Origin of the sequence: Streptomyces viridosporus (genome assembly GCF_002078235.1) — a bacterium.
Taxonomy (GTDB): domain Bacteria; phylum Actinomycetota; class Actinomycetes; order Streptomycetales; family Streptomycetaceae; genus Streptomyces; species Streptomyces viridosporus.
This window is the reverse complement of sequence record NZ_MSGP01000276.1, coordinates 1-2,105: the sequence shown is the minus strand read 5'-3', so window position 1 is coordinate 2,105 and position 2,105 is coordinate 1. Positions and strand designations below refer to the sequence as shown.

Below are 2,105 nucleotides of genomic sequence, written 5' to 3'. Positions count from 1 at the left end.
GTGCTCGCGCAGCACCCGCTCGGTCTCCCGCACGATGCCCTCCTCGCGCACCCGCGCCCGGGCGAGCACCTGGGCCGCCTCCTCCTCCGCCTCCTCCTGGCGGCGCCGGGACGACTCCTCCGCCTCGGCGAAGACCTTCTTCGCCTCGGCCAGCACGCCCTCGGCCCGCTCCACCTCCTCCGCGTGCCGGGCCTCCAGGGCGGCCACCCGTTCGGCCTCCTCCCGCTCGACCTCGGCCAACCGCTCCTGCTGCTCCCGGGTCCGCTCGGCCAGCATCCCGGAGGCACGCCCGCGCATCTCCCGCACCGCCTCCAGGGTCTCCGCGCGCCGCTCCTTCACCTCGGCACGGGCCGCGACCCGGATCCCGTCGGCCTCGGCACGGGCCTCGACCAGCCGCTGCCGGGCGGCCTCGTCGGCGTCGGCGCGCACCGTGTCGGCGTACGCCTGCGCGGCCTCCCGCACACCGGTCGCCTCCTCCCGCGCCAGGTCCCCGATCCGCTGCTCCTCCCGGCGGGCCTCCTCCCGCACGGCCGCCGCCTCCGCCTGGACCAGCTCGAACAGCCGCCGCGCGCTCTCTCCGAGCGACTCGTACGTCTGCGGGGCCAGCCCCGCCACCCGCTCCCGCAGCCGCTCCAGCTCCTCCTCCATCTCACGGGCCAGCACGGTGAGCCGCGCCGCCCGCTCCCAGGCGGCGTCGCGATCCGCGCAGAGGGCATCGACGTACGCGATCACCTGCAGGGGACGGTAACCACGCCCCCGCACGACCTCGAAGCCCTGCGACGACACCGATGCGCTGCTCATCCTGGAACCCCTCTTCACCGGACGGACGGACCCGAAGCCCAGCACGACGACCGAGCACGTAATGGGATGATTCGCGCACATCTTGATGGATCGCGCTGAACTGTTCATAACGCGACACTCCGCGAGGAGGGCACGCAAAAGCCGGGCCCGGTCGTCGTACGACCGGGCCCGGCTCCTTTCCACGCCGGGCGTGGAGTCAGCGGCGGCGGCTCACAGCAGGCCGTCCCACATCTGCTCCAGCAGCACCGACCACCAACTCTCCGGCGAACCCAGCGCCGCCGGGTCCAGCGCCGCCAACTGGGCCTGGAAGTCCACGGTCCAGCGGCCCGCCTGCTCCTGGTTCAGCCCGTACCGCAGCCGCCACATCCGGCCCAGCAGCGCCAGACAGCGCGCGAACTCCGGCAGACCGGTGTTCACGAACTGCGGCGGAACGGGCGCCCCGCCCGGCCCCGCCTCCACCGGCACCGCCACGATGTGCGCCGTGCCGTACTGCACGCAGATCGCCTTGCCGAAGTCGCTGCCCATCACCAGGTACGAGCCCGCGTCCGAGGCCGGCTGCACGCCCCGCTCGACCGCCAGCTCCGCCAGCGTCGGCACCGGACGGCCCGGCTGGGCCTGCGCCCAGAAGAACGGACCCATGTCCAGCGGCAGCCCGGCCACCACCAGCGTGTGCGCCACGACCGGCGGCACCCCCTGCCGCGACACCGCCGCCTGCTCGAACCGGAACACCCCCGGCCCGAACGCCCCCGCCAGCTCCTGGGCGACGCCCTCCGGCGGGATCGGCGGCGCCGGCGACACCGGCGGCAACGGCGCGCGCACCGGGGCCGGACGCGCCGGACCGTCCGCCACCTGGTGCAACTCGCCCTGGTGGGCCAGCAGTTGCTGCATGCCCTGCTGCCGGCTCGCCTGGTCCGTGCCGTACGGCGCGATGCTCGTGATCCGCGCCTGCGGCCACTGCTCCCGGATCATCCGCGCGCAGTACGCCCCCGGCAGCTCGCACGACTCCAGCTCGGTGTGCAGCTCCAGCACCTGGTGCTGCGGCACGTTCATGGCCCGCAGCTCGTGGAAGATCTGCCACTCCGGGTGCGGCGTGCCCGGCGCCGAACGCCGGATCAGCTGCTGCTCGGAACCGTCCTGCGCGCGGTAGCGCAGCACGGCCTGGTAACCGGGGCCGACGGTCGGCAGACCGGCCGGCTGCGGCGGGTACCCGTACGCCGGCGGCTGCCCGGGCACGGGCGCACCGGGCGGCATCCCGGGCACACCGGGAGGGGCCGGCGGCGGAGGCGGGCCCGGAACCCCCGGGG

At 75.2% G+C, this 2,105-nt stretch carries 2 protein-coding genes; both read right to left on the bottom strand.

The genetic code is table 11. The annotated features are described in order from the left end of the window. Nucleotides 1-801 (bottom strand): cellulose-binding protein (locus tag B7L92_RS20200; RefSeq protein WP_255311050.1); only part of this gene is annotated, 801 nt, incomplete at its 3' end. A gap of 210 nt (nucleotides 802-1,011) precedes the next feature. After that, nucleotides 1,012-2,105 (bottom strand): SUKH-4 family immunity protein (locus B7L92_RS20195; protein ID WP_438364007.1); only part of this gene is annotated, 1,094 nt, incomplete at its 5' end.